Source organism: Rhodovulum sp. BSW8 (genome assembly GCF_003314725.1).
Lineage (GTDB): Bacteria > Pseudomonadota > Alphaproteobacteria > Rhodobacterales > Rhodobacteraceae > Rhodovulum > Rhodovulum visakhapatnamense.
The window spans coordinates 21363-34381 of record NZ_QNVX01000020.1; the positions used below are offsets into that span (position 1 = coordinate 21363).

Here is a 13019-nt window from a genome sequence, read left to right on the forward strand (position 1 = left end):
ATGGACCTCCTCAGCGGTGCTCGGTCCGGAGCTTGCGCTCCAGATACATCGAGTAGCGGGACATGGAAAAACAGAAGACGAAGAACATCAGCGCGATGAAGCCGTAAAGCTCCCAGACGATGCCGTTCCAGTTGACGTCGGCCCGGATCGAGTTCGAGAAGCCGACCGGGTCGAGCAGCCCGATGATCGACACCAGCGTGGTGTCCTTGAAGACGCCGATGAAGGTCGAGACGATCCCGGGGATCGAGATCTTCAGCGCCTGCGGCATGACGACCAGCCGCTGCGCCTTCCAGTAGTCGAGCCCCAGCGCGTCGGCCGCCTCGTACTGGCCCTTGGGCAGCGCCGCCAGCCCGCCGCGGATCACTTCGGCCATATAGGCCGAGGCAAACAGCGTTACCATGATGATGACCCGGAGGATGATGTCGAAATTGGTCCCCGGCGGCATGAAGTAGTTCAGCAGCAGCGACGCCACGAACAGCAGGGTGATCAGCGGCACGCCGCGGATCAGCTCGATGAAGCCCACGCAGATCGCGCGCAGGATGAAGAGGTCGGACTGCCGCCCCAGCGCCAGCAGGACGCCGATGGGCAGCGACAGGGCGATGGCGGTCAGCCCGATGGTGATCGACAGCATGAAGCCGCCGAAGTTGCGGCTGCTCACGGGCTCGATCCCGAGCGGCCCGATCTGGTGCAGCAGGGTCGCGAAGGGCCCCGCCAGCAGAAGCCACCACAGGACCGGCAGCAGTCCCGCCACAACCGCCCCGAGGAGGCCGCCCGCAAGCGGCGCGACGATGCGCTGGGCCGCATAGCCCAGAACGAAGCCCAGCGCGACCGAGACCGGCAGCCAGACGGTGCCGCCCCACAGAAGCCAGGGCACGACGAACGGCGCCGCCAATGACAGGTACAGCATCTTGCGCGGCAGGCCGATGAACAGGACCGGCGCCATCCCCGCCAGCGCCAGGGCGAAGCCAAGGATCGGCCTCCAGTACAGCTCGGACGGGTAGAAGCCGAAGATCAGCTGCAGCCAGCGTTCGCGGATCACTGCCCAGCAGGCGCCGCTGGCCTCGGGACCGTAGGCGGCCTTGATCTGGTCGCGGCATTCGGCCAGCGACCCGGCCGACCAGCTGGACTGGAAGATCCAGGGCAGGATCGCCGCCAGCACGTAGCCGATCAGGGCCAGCGACAGCACCGTCAGGATGGCGTTCAGCCAGGACGAAAAGAGGTTCTGCCGCAGCCAGCCGAGCGCGCCCACCGAGGTCGCCGGCGGCGGTTCCTGGGGCAGCATCGCGTCGCGGACGAAGGCGGCGCTATGGGCATGGGTTCCGCTCATCCTACCGCTCCACCAGCCTGACCCGGGTATTGTACCAGTTCATCCCCATCGAGATCGCCAGCGAGATCGCAAGATAGACCAGCATCAGCATCAGCACGCATTCAAGCTCGCGCCCGGTCTGGTTCATGGTGATGCCGCCCAGCGTACCGGTGATGTCCATGTAGCCGACCGCGATCGCCAGGGACGAGTTCTTGGTCAGGTTCAGGTATTGCGAGATCAGCGGCGGGATGATGACCCTGAGCGCCTGCGGCAGGATCACCAGCGACATGATCCGGTTCGGCCGGAGCCCCAGCGCCGCCGCGGCCTCGGACTGACCCTTCGAGATGGCCAGGATGCCGCCCCGGACGATTTCGGCGATGAAGGCGGCCGTGTAGAAGCTGAGCGCCAGCCAGAGCGCGATCAGCGAGTTCCGCATGTAGACCCCGCCGCGGAAGTTGAAGCCCTTGAGTTCCGGATAGCCGAGGTGAAAGCCCAGTGCGACCAGCATAACCAGCACCGGCACGGCGACCACGCCGAGGCGCAGATACCAGGTGGTGGGCCTCAGCCCGGTGGCGTTCTGGACCCGATCCGCCCGCGCCCGGATCTTTGCGGAAACGAAGAGCCCCGCCCCAAGCACCGCGAGAATGGCGATCAGGTCCAGACTGATATTGAAAGCGCCGAAGACCGGCAGATCGCCGAGGCTGCGCGAAAACAGCGGCTCGGGGATGTAGACGCCGCGATTGGTCAGCGCCACGCTGTCGCCCAGAAGCATCGAGGCGGTGGCGTCCTCGCCCCGGAAGGCGTTGGGAGGCGGCAGGCTTTCGATCAGGATCGCCATGAAGAACACGATCCACAGCAGCACCGGCACGTTGCGGAACATCTCGACATAGACGGTCATCAGCCGCGCCACGAGCCAGTTGCGCGACAGCCGCAGCACGCCGATCACAACGCCAAGCACCGTGGCCAGTGCGCAGCCAAGGACCGCCACCAGCAGCGTGTTGAGAAGCCCGACGAAGGCGGCCCTGAGATGGCTGTCGCGGTTGGTATACTCGATCAGGGTCTGGTTGATGTCGTATTGCGCCGCCCCCGTCAGAAAGCCGAAGTCGATGGGCTTGCCCATATTGGCGAGGTTCTGCACGGTGTTGCTGACGATCCAGGCCACCAGCAGCATGAAGGCGATCAGTGCGACCACCTGGATGGTGAGCGATCGGTAGCGGGTATCGAAGATCAACATGCGCAGACGGAACGTCTCGCGCGGTACGTCCGGATAGCTGGTCATGCGGGCGCTCCCTGTGGCTCCCTCCCGGCAAAAGGATATCCTGCGCGGACCGTTGCGGCCGCGTCCCTCCGGGGTTTTCTTGTTCTTGGTCCAGATAGGCGAAGGGCGCGGTCTGGTGCCGCGCCCTTCGAAGTCTGGTCTTACCGGAACGGCGGCGCGTACATCAGCCCGCCATCGGTCCACTGCGCGTTCAGCCCGCGCGCCAGGCCGATGGGGGTGTTCTGACCGATGTATTTCTCGAACAGCTCGCCGTAGTTGCCGCCCGCCTTGATCGCCTTCACCGCCCAGTCGGCCGGCAGGCCCAGCATTTCGCCAAGGGTGCCCTCGGTGCCGAGCAGACGGTTGATTTCCGGGTTGGTGGTCGGCGCCGCCGCCAGTTCGTCGATATTGGCCGAGGTCACGCCGTATTCCTCGGCGGCGATCAGCGCGTTCAGCGTCCAGCGGACGATGTCGGCCCATTCGTCGTCGCCATGGCGCACCAGCGGACCCAGCGGCTCTTTCGAGATGATCTCGGGCAGGACCACATGCGCGGTCGGGTCCTCGAAGGTGGCGCGCGTCGCGGCCAGCCCCGAGGCGTCGGTGGTGTAGACGTCGCAGGCGCCGGCCAGATATTGCTGCTGCGCCTGTTCGTTGGTCTCGATCGGCACCGGCTCGTAGGTGATGTTGTTCACGCGGAAGAAGTCCGCGAGGTTCAGCTCGGTCGTGGTGCCGGTCTGGATGCAGACGGTGGCGCCGTCGAGTTCCTTGGCCGAGCTGACGCCCAGCGCCTTCGGCACCATGAAGCCCTGACCGTCATAATAGTTCACGCCGACAAAGGTGAACTTGAGGTCGACATCGCGCGAGAAGGTCCAGGTGGTGTTGCGCACCAGCATGTCGATCTCGCCTGAGGCCAGGGCGGTAAAGCGGGTCTTGCCGGTGGTGGGCACGAATTCGACGGCCGAGGAATCCCCCAGCACGGCGGCGGCCACCGCGCGGCACACCGCCACGTCGAAGCCCTGCCAGTCGCCGTTGGCATCCGGCGCGGCGAACCCGACAAGGCCCGTGTTGGTGCCGCAGTTCAGCTTGCCGCGCGCCTTGACGTCGTCGAGGGTCGCCGCTCCCGCCGCACCCGCGGCGCAGGCGGCTACGGTCAGCGCGCCAAGAATAACGGATTTCTTCATGTTTACCTCTTCCTGAATATCCGTCCGTTCAGACGGCTTATATTTCCCCCCCGGCGGGCAGGGGCGTGGCTATGAGAGATCCCAGCCCCTCAGCGCCTCAAGTTTGGGCAAAATACCGCCATCAGGTCAAGGGCACAGGGGGTCCCCCCGCTTTCCCCGGCGGGCAGGGCTGCGACCATTGCGGCTTGCACAGTATTTAGGCAGCCGGGATCACCCCGGCGGCATCAGCGCGATGCCCGGGACAGATCGAGGAAATGCCGGGCCTGCAGGAAGTCGCGCCGCCGGGCGGCCGCGACCTCGGCGGCCTCGGCATCGCTGCCCCATTGCTCTTCCTGCCAGGTCTCGTCGATCCGTGACAGATCCCACAACCGTTCGGGGGTCTCGACCGCCTCGGCGGCGGCCAGCCCGATCACCAGCGACCCCGAGAGCCCGACCAGATCGTGCAGCGCGGTCAGCTCGAACGGGTCGAAACCGGCGACGCGGGCCCGGAGCCGTGCCAGGCTCTCGGCGGGCTGACGCATCGGAATCACCCCCGCCGTGGGGGTCAGCGGCGCGCCCAGCGCCTCGGCCGCCCAGGCCAGCAAGGGGTCCCATGCCGCCGCCTGACGGTGGGCCAGCGCGGGCGGATTCTCGGCGCGGTGACACAGAAGATCGCTTTCGCCATAGGCGGCGATCAGCTCGGCCACCTCTGCCCGCTGCACACGCACCTTGTCGATGGCGGCATTGGCGGCCCGGGTGACCGGCATGCTCAGCGGCGCAACCTGATCGTCCTGCGCGTCCCATTCAAGCGCGATGGCCTCGGCCATGGCGCGGGTCGGCACCACCAGCGGCATCTTGGCCGGGGTCTTGACCGGACGCCCGTCCAGCAGCACCGCAAAGCCGCCTTCGGCCGCGTCGATGCCCGCCTGGGTCCAGAACCGTTTGAGCGCCCATTCGGTCATGCCGTCTCTCCCACCAGCGCCAGCACCGCCGCGGGCAGGTCGGCAAAGCGCTCGACCACCGCGTCCGCCGCCCCCAGACGGTCGGCCGGGTGATAGCCCCAGGCCACGGCCAGGGTGCGAACACCGGCCGCGCGGCCCATTTCCATGTCGAATTCGGTGTCGCCGATCATCACCGCCCGGTCGGGCGCGACCCCGGTCTCGGCCAGCGCGGCCAGCACCATCGAGGGATGCGGCTTCGAGGGGTGGTCGTCCGACACCTGCCGGGTGGCGAACTGTCCGGCCAGCCCATGCGCCTTTAGGATCGCGTCGAGCCCGCGCCGGGACTTGCCGGTGGCAATGCCCAGCTCCAGCCCCTCGACACCGGCCAGCAGGGCCAGCGCCTCGCGCGCGCCCGGGAAAAGCGGCGAGGCCGCCTGCCCGACCCTGAGCGCGAAGAACTGCTGCCGGTAGGCCTCGACCATGCGGTCGAGCCGCTCGGCGGACGCATCGGGGGCCAGCGCCGCCAGCGCCAGCGGCAGCGACAGGCCGACGACGCCAAGCACCTCGTGCGGCGGGGGCAGCGGCAGGCCCTCGGCGGCAAAGGCCGCCGCCATCGCGCCGGCGATATGGGCCTGACTGTCGACAAGGGTGCCGTCGACATCGAAAAGGGCAAGGCGGCGCGCGGTCATTCCAGATCCTCGAACGGGTCGGTCGGCACGTCGGCCTCGGACCAGCCGAGCATGTCCCAGGTGCGCTTCATATGCGGCGGCAGCGGTGCGGTCAGTTTCAGATGCGCCCCGGTCACAGGATGGGTCAGCGACAGGTGGCGGGCATGCAGATGCAGCTTGCGGCTGATCTCGCCGCCCAGCTGCGCGCCCCAGCCCTCGCCCAGGTTTTCCTGCCCCGAGCCGCCATATTTGCCGTCGCCGACGATAGGATGCCCGATCTCGGCCATATGCGCGCGCAACTGATGGGTGCGCCCCGTCACCGGCACAAGCGCGCACCAGCTGGCCCGCGTCCCCAGCGCCGACAGCACCGCGTAATCCGAGGTGGCGCGCTTGGCGCCCTCGGTCTGGTCGACCTTGGCGGGATGGATGCACAGCATCTTTTCGCCCTCGCCGCCCGAGCCGTGCCCCGGCGCCTTGACCAGCCCGAAGCGGATCGTGCCCATCCGCGGATGCGGCACGCCCGCCACCACGGCCCAGTAGATCTTGCGGGTCTCGCGGGCGCGGAAGGCGGCGGTCAGGTCCTTGGCGATGGCGCGGGTCCGCGCGAGGATCAGCACGCCCGAGGTGTCGCGGTCGAGCCGGTGCACGAGGCGCGGGTTCTCGTCATAGCCGAAGCGCAGCGCCTCGCCCATGCCGTCGACATGGCGCGCCTGCCCGCTGCCGCCTTGCACCGGCAGGCCCGGCGGCTTGTTCAGCGCGATGATATGGGCGTCGCGGAAGATCACGCAGCTGCGGATCATCTCGGCATCGGCGTCCGAGACCTTGGGCTTGGGCGCGGCCTCGACCTCGCCCGGATCGGGCAGCGGCGGCACCCGCACCTTCTGGCCCGCCTCGAGCCGGGTGGCGGGCTTGACCCGGCCGCCATCGACCCGGATCTCGCCCTTGCGGCAGAGCTTTTCGATGCGCCCCTGCGAAACATGGGGAAACTGCCGCCGGAACCAGCGGTCGAGCCGCTGGTCGCCATCGCCGGGGGCCACGGTCAGGGTCTGCACACCGCTCATGCCAGAACACTCCGCATCAGCCAGAAGGCCAGCGCGATGGCCCCCAGCGACAAGATCAGCGACCCGGCCACATAGGCCATCGCCAGTTCGGCCTGGCCGCGTTCGTAAAGCGTCAGCGCATCCAGCGAGAAGGACGAGAAGGTGGTGAACCCGCCCAGCAGGCCGATCTGGAAGAAGGGCGCGTAGGGCGTGCCGCCCTTTTTGGCCAGAACCACGATCAGCACCCCCATCAGGAACGAGCCAAGGATATTGACGAAGATCGTGCCCCAGGGAAAGCCGCGCCCCAGAAGCGAGGTCATCGCCACGCCGGACAGATAGCGGCCAACGGAGCCGATTGCGCCCCCGAGGGCGACTTGCAGGAGTGTCGCGCCAGTCATGGGCTTCCCATCGCGCCGCCGCGCGGGCTTGTCAACTGTCCTGCCGCCGGTCGCGCAGCTTTGAGAAATAGTCCAGCCGCCGTTTCAGCTCGCGTTCGAAACCGCGTTCGACGGGCGTGTAGTAGACGCCGCGCCGCATGCTTTCGGGAAAGTAGTTCTGGCCCGAAAAGCCATCCTCGGCATCGTGGTCGTACTGATAGCCCGCACCATAGCCCTGGTCCTTCATCAGCCGGGTCGGCGCGTTCAGGATATGCTTGGGCGGAGGTTCCGAGCCCGTCTTCTGCGCCGCCTGACGCGCCGCCTTGTAGGCGCTGTAGCCCGCGTTCGATTTCGGCGCGAGCGCGAGATAGATCACCGCCTGCGCCAGCGCCAGTTCGCCCTCGGGCGAGCCGAGCCGTTCATAGACCGACCAGGCATCCAGGCAGATCGTCTGGGCCTGCGGATCGGCAAGGCCGATATCCTCGATGCTCATGCGGGTGATGCGGCGGGCCAGAAAGCGCGGGTCTTCGCCGCCCTCCAGCATCCGGGTCAGCCAGTAAAGCGCGGCATCGGGGTCCGATCCGCGCACCGATTTGTGCAGCGCGGAAATCAGGTTGTAATGGCCGTCGCCGCTTTTGTCGTATTGCGCAGCCCGCTTCTGCAACCGCCGCGCCAGATCGGCGGGCGCGAGAGGCCCCGTCACCTTCCACGCCATGACCTGCTCGATCAGGTTCAGAAGCGCGCGCCCGTCGCCGTCGGCCATGGCGATCAGCTCGTCCCGGGCCGCGCCGGTCAGGGGCAGCGGGCGGCCAAGCTCGTGCTCGGCGCGCTGCGCCAGCAGCTCCAGATGCGCGGGGTCGAGCCGTTCCAGCACAAGCACCTGCGCCCGGGACAGCAGCGCCGCGTTCAGCTCGAAGCTTGGGTTTTCGGTCGTGGCCCCCACCAGAAGGATCGTTCCATCCTCCATATGCGGCAGAAACCCGTCCTGCTGGGCCTTGTTGAAACGGTGGATCTCGTCGACGAACAGAAGCGTCCCCTGCCCGTTCTCATGTCGCAGCCGCGCCGCCTCGAACACCTTCTTCAGATCGGCCACGCCCGAGAAGATCGCGCTGATCTGCACGAAGGACAGGTCGGTTTCGTCCGCCAGCAGCCGGGCGATGGTGGTCTTGCCGACGCCGGGCGGCCCCCAGAAGATCAGCGACGACAACGTGCCCGAGGCCAGCATCACCCCCAGCGGCGCCTCGGGCCCCAACACATGGTCCTGCCCGATTACCTCGGCCAGCCGTCGCGGCCGCAGCCGGTCGGCCAGCGGGCGCGGCCCGGCGCCGGTCCGGCCGGGCGCGGTCTTGGGGGTCTGGTCGAAAAGGTCAGCCATCGGCGGAGCCTACGCCGAACCCGTCAGACACGGAAGCGCAAGACGCTGCGCCGCCCGCCCCGAAGATATTCGACATACCAGCTGCGCCCGCCCTCGCGCGCGGCCCGCGCCACATCCGCGGTGGTGGCGACGGGGCGGTCGTTGATCTGCAGCAGGATGTCGCCGGGCGCCAGCCCGACGCGGCCGCCGACCGAGCCGGGATCGGTGACCAGAACGCCCGCAAGCCCCGAGGGCAGGCCGTTTTCCTGCAGCACGGCGGGATTGAGGTTCACGACCGACAGCCCCGCCAGCACCCCTTGCCCGCGCACCGTCAGCGGGTCGCGCGGCGGCGTCTCGGGCGGGGCGATCAGATCGACGCGGGCGGTGCGGGGCCGCCCATCGCCCTGATGCAGATAGCTGACCTCGATCTGGCGCCCCACGCCCTCGGCCGAGAGGCGGAACAGCATCTCTTGCGGGGTGTTGACCGGATCGCCGCCCAGCGTCAGCACCACATCGCCGACGCCCAGCCCTGCCGCGCGGAACGGGCTTTCGGGATGCAGCTCGCTCAGCACGACGCCGCGCGGCGTGTCCATCCCCAGCGCCTCGGCCAGGCCCGCATCGACCGGCTGGCCGGAAAGCCCCGCCCAGGGCCGCTGGAACCGGCGCGCGCCGGTCTGGGCCTGCTCGATGAAGCGCGAGACCAGATTGGCGGGAATCGCGAAGCCGATGCCGTTCGACCCGCCCGAACGCGACAGGATCGCGGTATTGATGCCGACGAGCCGCCCGGCCATGTCGACCAGCGCGCCCCCGGAATTGCCCGGGTTGATCGCCGCATCGGTCTGGATGAAATAGCCGCGCCCGCCGCCGATCGAGAGCCCCGAGCGCGCCAGCCCCGAGACGATGCCCGAACTGACGGTCTGACCGATCCCGAAGGGGTTGCCGATGGCCAGCACCAGATCGCCGACCTGGATCTCGTCGGAATCGCGCAAGGGCAGCGAGGGCAGGTCGCGGGCGCCGGTCAGTTGCAGGACCGCCAGATCGGCCTCTTCATCGGCCAGCAGCACCTGCGCGTCGAATTCGCGGCGGTCGGCCAGAACGACCCGGATCTGATCTGCGCGGCCCACGACATGGTAGTTCGACACGACCATCCCGTCGGGCGACACGATCACCCCCGATCCCAGCGCGTTCTCGACCCGGGGCTGGGCGCGGCCGAAATTGCGGAAGAGATCGGAAAAGAAGGGATCGGCCGCGAAGGGCGTCGGCACGTCGGCGACCGTGCGGCTGGTGAAGACGTTGACCACCGCCGGGGCGGCCTCGCGCACCACCGGGGCAAAGCTCAACTGGATCTCGGCGCGGCTGCCGGGCGCGCGGGTCTCGGCCCACAGGGGCGCGGCGGTCAGGGCAAGACAGAGACAGGTGACAAATCGGGTCATCGGACGGCTCCGGATCGGCGGCATGGCCGATCATATGCGGCCCCACGCGCATAAGTTCAACGGCCGCCGGGACCGGGACAGGACCCGGGTCGGGCCGGGGCGCCCCTTGCGGATGCGCGCCCCGGCCCCCTCACCGGTCCGGAGGGTCTAGTGAAGGTTGGCGGCGAAGTTCATCGAGATCACCTGGTTCCGGATCCCGTCGATTTCCATCACCGGCCCCATCGCGGTCATGTCGATGCCCACGCGCTTGTTCCAGAGCGGCCAGTTGGCATTCAGAAGCGCCAGGCACTGGGTCGCGCCGAGGCTTCGGGCGGCGCGGGCCAGCTCCTGCACCAGGTTGAAGTAGATCGGCCGGCGCAGATGCAGCGGCACCTTCTGGGTCACGAAGCAGCGCGAGCTTTCCCAGACGGTTTCGCCGACCGGAGCCTCGTCGTGAAGAAGATGCGACGGGATCGTGTCCAGAAGCCCCTTCTGCGCATCGCGGATCATGTAGGAATAGATCCCGCAGCGCGCCGTGGTGGGGGTCAGCCGGTTGCCGGCCAGAACCTGGCCCAGATCGTCATGCACGACGACCCAGCGGCTGGCGGGGGTGTCGTACTGGTCGTATTCCATGCCCATGGCCTCGGGCAGGTCCCACTTGTTGCGTTCGATGAACAGATCGCGCCGTGCGCGAAGCATGTTCGCAAAAAGCTCGCCATGGTTGTGGAGATTTTCAAAGGAGAGAGTCGTGGTCTGCATAGGTGCCTCCTGCAGGGTGGTGGTGGGTAAGAACCGTGCGGAGGGCGACTGCGTTCAAAGCAGTCTGTAGTCTTTTGCGCGCTGAATCGCTTCGGCCGTCGTGCGTGCCATCAGCCTCTGTCGCGCAGAGGACAGTCTGGCCTTGAGTGCACTTTCGGAGATTCCCAGCTTGCAGGCCGCAGCTGCATGGCGATCGCCATCCGCAATGCATTTCAGCGCATCGATCTGAGCCTTGGTAAGCTCTTGCGGTGGCTCGGTCATGTCGTGGAGACGACGCACGAGGGCTTCGATCTGGGCGATCTCGCTATCCTCGAATTCCCGATCTGCTCTTGCCACACTCGCAATGGTTCTGGAGGTTATCGGCCCCCAGGAGATCGTAACGCCGTACTTGAGACCGAACCGCGCGGCATCGACGAAAATGCCGAACGGGTCGGGAATGTTGTCATTGCTCCACCGTGTCGCGCCGGTGGTTGAGAAGCCCCAGGCGACCGACGGGTCGCGCAGGAGGTAGCCATGTTCGGTATAACGCGCCAGCCACTCTGGCGCATACGTCTGGAATGCGAGCAACGGGGATGTAAAGCGGATATGCAAGCCGATATTGTATCCCTGAGGCGCAAGCGCATCGAGGGTCCGCAGTTCCCGATCGAACACCGACTTTTCGAACATGGCTTTTTAGACAAGTTGCCTCGATGCCAGTCAACCGTAAATTGGCGTCGGTTACGTGTAGTTTTTTTTGAGTCTGTCGGAGCAATCAGTGCGGGCAATGCATCCTGGTTTGTTCAATCGTGTCATGCGCTTGCCGACACCCGTTCGGACCGAGATCCTGGAATATGCGGGCTCGGCACAGGTGGAGGATGCCCAGCTTCGATCCCTGCTCGATGACGCGGTTGCGCGCATCGAGAATGCTGGCCCGACGGCGCAAGAGCGCCCGGGCGAACCCAAGGGCCGCCGTAACGCGGCCTGAGATCATGGCGCCTGGGGGGGCGTGGGTCCAAGGGAACGAAAACGAAGGGGCCCTGCCGAAAGGCTGGGCCCCGTGTTTTTCCAGGGTTTTCCGGCTTTCCCGAAGAAGTCCCGGTCGCTTTTCCGATGCTTCACTTCCGGTGCGTCGTTTCCGATGCGCCGGTGTCGGCCCGCCTGGGCCCGCGCGAGGCGGGCCGACCCGGCGGGCCGGGAAGGGCTCAGTCTTCGGCCGTCTCTTCGGCTTCCAGCCGGGCGCGGTCCGCAAAGCCCTTGGCGTCGAGATCGCGGTCCACGAATTCGACTATGGCCATCGGGGCCATGTCGCCATAGCGGAAACCAGCTTTCAGCACGCGGACATAGCCGCCATTGCGTTCGGCATAGCGCGGGCCGAGCACCTCGAAGAGTTTCGCCACATGGGCGTCCTGCTTGAGACGGGCCGCGGCCTGACGGCGGGCATGCAGGTCGCCGCGCTTGCCAAGCGTGATCAGCTTGTCGGCAATCCGCTTGAGTTCCTTGGCCTTGGGCAGCGTCGTCTTGATCTGCTCGTGCTCGATCAGCGAGCCGGCCATGTTGGCGAACAGCGCCTTGCGGTGTTCGTGGGTCCGGTTGAGGCGGCGATAGCCGCGGGCGTGACGCATTTCAAACTCCTATGTTTTTGCTTTGTCTGGCGGTCCTGCGTTTGGGGCCGCTCTCCTTGGGGCGGAATTGCCCGGGTCTTGCACGCCGGGCGAACCTGCCGCCCGGCGCGAATGAGGCGCCTCAGAACTGGTCCTCGAATTTCTTCGCCAGTTCCTCGATGTTTTCCGGCGGCCATTCCTCGACATCCATGCCAAGGTGCAGGCCCATGCCGGACAGCACTTCCTTGATCTCGTTCAGCGACTTGCGGCCGAAGTTCGGGGTCCGCAGCATCTCGGCCTCGGTCTTCTGAATGAGGTCGCCGATATAGACGATATTGTCGTTCTTCAGACAGTTCGCCGAGCGGACCGACAGTTCCAGTTCATCCACCTTCTTCAGCAGAAGCGGGTTGAACTCGAGCCCGTCATCGTCCGACTCGCGGCTGGCCGATTCCGGCTCGTCGAAGTTGACGAAGATCGACAGCTGGTCCTGCAGGATGCGCGCGGCGAAAGCCACGGCGTCGTCCGGCGTGACCGACCCGTCGGTCTCGATCTTCAGGGTCAGCTTGTCATAGTCCAGAACCTGGCCCTCGCGGGTCGGCTGGACGTCGTAGGCGACCTTCTTGACCGGCGAATAGATCGCATCGATCGGGATCAAACCGATCGGCGCGTCTTCGGGCCGGTTCTTGTCGGCAGCGACATAGCCCTTGCCGGTGTTCACGGTCAGTTCCATGAACAGGTCGGCCCCGTCATCGAGGTGGCAGACCACGTGGTCGCGGTTCAGGACCTCGATCCCGGCGCTTTCCGAGATATCGCCGGCGGTGACGACGCCCGGCCCCTTGGCCGAGATCGACAGCCGTTTCGGCCCCTCGACATCCATCCGCAGAGCGACGCCCTTGAGGTTCAGCACGATGTCGGTGACATCCTCGCGGACCCCGGCCACCGACGAGAACTCATGCAGCACGTTGTCAATCTGGACGGAGGTGATGGCCGCCCCCTGCAGCGAGCTCATCAGCACCCGCCGCAGCGCGTTGCCAAGCGTCAGCCCGAAGCCGCGTTCCAGCGGCTCGGCCACGACCGTCGCCTGACGCGCCGGATCGTTACCCGGCTTGATCTCGAGCTGGGTCGGCTTGATGAGTTCCTGCCAGTTCTTGTGGATCATGCGTG

14 protein-coding genes are annotated in these 13019 nt (G+C 66.9%); 1 reads left to right on the plus strand and 13 read right to left on the minus strand.

Annotated elements, in window-relative coordinates; translation table 11 throughout:
- Positions 1-10 precede the first annotated feature (10 nt).
- The 11 genes from DSD19_RS11495 to DSD19_RS11545 all read right to left on the minus strand — a co-directional run bounded on the left by DSD19_RS11495 (position 11) and on the right by DSD19_RS11545 (position 10941).
- On the minus strand, positions 11-1327 hold the full coding sequence (locus tag DSD19_RS11495) for an amino acid ABC transporter permease (protein WP_113669683.1): 1317 nt from the start codon (positions 1325-1327) through the stop codon (positions 11-13).
- A gap of 1 nt (position 1328) precedes the next feature.
- The gene (locus DSD19_RS11500; RefSeq protein WP_113669684.1) at positions 1329-2585 is read right to left on the minus strand and encodes an amino acid ABC transporter permease; all 1257 of its coding nucleotides are present in this window, start codon (positions 2583-2585) and stop codon (positions 1329-1331) included.
- 140 nt (positions 2586-2725) lie between these two features.
- On the minus strand, positions 2726-3745 hold the full coding sequence (locus DSD19_RS11505; protein WP_075784692.1) for an amino acid ABC transporter substrate-binding protein: 1020 nt from the start codon (positions 3743-3745) through the stop codon (positions 2726-2728).
- 224 nt (positions 3746-3969) lie between these two features.
- Positions 3970-4686: an ATP12 family chaperone protein gene (locus tag DSD19_RS11510; RefSeq protein WP_075784691.1), complete on the minus strand. Its 717-nt coding sequence runs from the start codon at positions 4684-4686 to the stop codon at positions 3970-3972.
- A complete protein-coding gene (locus DSD19_RS11515) occupies positions 4683-5354 on the minus strand; it encodes an HAD-IA family hydrolase (RefSeq protein WP_075784690.1) in 672 nt (223 codons plus the stop codon). The genes DSD19_RS11510 and DSD19_RS11515 overlap by 4 nt, the downstream gene beginning before the upstream one ends.
- Positions 5351-6394, minus strand: a complete 1044-nt coding sequence (locus tag DSD19_RS11520; protein WP_113669685.1) for an RluA family pseudouridine synthase — start codon at positions 6392-6394, stop codon at positions 5351-5353. Before DSD19_RS11520 ends, DSD19_RS11515 begins: the two co-directional genes overlap by 4 nt.
- Complete coding sequence (crcB, locus tag DSD19_RS11525) at positions 6391-6771, minus strand: fluoride efflux transporter CrcB (RefSeq protein WP_075784688.1); 381 nt, start codon at positions 6769-6771, stop codon at positions 6391-6393. Before crcB ends, DSD19_RS11520 begins: the two co-directional genes overlap by 4 nt.
- A gap of 31 nt (positions 6772-6802) precedes the next feature.
- A complete protein-coding gene (locus DSD19_RS11530; RefSeq protein WP_113669686.1) occupies positions 6803-8125 on the minus strand; it encodes a replication-associated recombination protein A in 1323 nt (440 codons plus the stop codon).
- Positions 8126-8148: 23 nt separating this feature from the next.
- On the minus strand, positions 8149-9537 hold the full coding sequence (locus DSD19_RS11535; protein ID WP_113669687.1) for a trypsin-like peptidase domain-containing protein: 1389 nt from the start codon (positions 9535-9537) through the stop codon (positions 8149-8151).
- A 147-nt stretch (positions 9538-9684) separates the two neighbouring features.
- Positions 9685-10275 (minus strand): acyl-homoserine-lactone synthase, encoded by a 591-nt coding sequence (locus tag DSD19_RS11540; RefSeq protein ID WP_075784685.1) that lies wholly within the window; start codon positions 10273-10275, stop codon positions 9685-9687.
- Between the two features lie 54 nt (positions 10276-10329).
- On the minus strand, positions 10330-10941 hold the full coding sequence (locus DSD19_RS11545; RefSeq protein WP_075784684.1) for an autoinducer binding domain-containing protein: 612 nt from the start codon (positions 10939-10941) through the stop codon (positions 10330-10332).
- A 130-nt stretch (positions 10942-11071) separates the two neighbouring features.
- On the opposite strand from DSD19_RS11545, the gene DSD19_RS21800 reads away from it, so the two are divergent.
- Positions 11072-11239: a hypothetical protein gene (locus DSD19_RS21800; protein WP_165828114.1), complete on the plus strand. Its 168-nt coding sequence runs from the start codon at positions 11072-11074 to the stop codon at positions 11237-11239.
- Positions 11240-11456: 217 nt separating this feature from the next.
- On the opposite strand, the gene rplQ is transcribed toward DSD19_RS21800, so the two are convergent.
- Positions 11457-11876, minus strand: coding sequence for a 50S ribosomal protein L17 (gene rplQ, locus DSD19_RS11550; RefSeq protein ID WP_113669688.1), 420 nt, complete (start codon positions 11874-11876; stop codon positions 11457-11459).
- A gap of 121 nt (positions 11877-11997) precedes the next feature.
- Positions 11998-13014, minus strand: a complete 1017-nt coding sequence (locus tag DSD19_RS11555) for a DNA-directed RNA polymerase subunit alpha (protein WP_075784682.1) — start codon at positions 13012-13014, stop codon at positions 11998-12000.
- Positions 13015-13019: the final 5 nt, after the last annotated feature.